The sequence below is a fragment of the Massilia pseudoviolaceinigra genome, from assembly GCF_030846505.1.
GTDB lineage: Bacteria > Pseudomonadota > Gammaproteobacteria > Burkholderiales > Burkholderiaceae_D > Telluria_A > Telluria_A violaceinigra.
On record NZ_JAVCWL010000142.1, the window covers coordinates 1 to 560 of the forward strand.

Below are 560 nucleotides of genomic sequence, written 5' to 3' on the forward strand. Positions count from 1 at the left end.
ATAATCCAGACACAAAAACATTGGGTATTGCTCCCAACAACCTGGCTTATGTGATTTATACCTCGGGATCGACAGGCACTCCTAAAGGGGTAATGATTGAACATGGGAATGTTATTCGATTAGTGATAAACAATTGGTATGCAAAAATCACTCCAAACGATTGTATTGCACAATGTGCCAATGTCTCCTTTGATGCATCTACTTGGGAAATTTGGGGGAGTTTGTTAAATGGTGCAAAACTACTCATCGTTGCGCAAGATACCTTGCTGGATGCAGCCTCTTTTGAAAACGTTTTAATTTCAGAAAAGGTTTCTGCTTTATGGCTAACCTCGGGTTTATTTAACCAATATGTAGACCTTATTCAAGGCTCGTTCAAACATTTAAATTATTTGTTGATTGGTGGAGAGGTGCTTGATCCTCACAATGTCGCTAAAGCGCTTTATGGTGACTCTCCCCCTAAACATGTGATTAATGGCTACGGCCCTACAGAAACCACAACATTTGCAGCTTCTTTTGCAATAATTGACATTGCGGACAATCACACCATTTCCATTGGCCGC

The 560-nt window shown here is 40.5% G+C and carries 1 protein-coding gene; it reads left to right on the plus strand.

The genetic code is table 11. The annotated features are described in order from the left end of the window. Window positions 1-560, plus strand: a 560-nt coding sequence (locus RBA40_RS33465; RefSeq protein WP_306653234.1) for an AMP-binding protein, incomplete at both ends; no start/stop codon positions are given.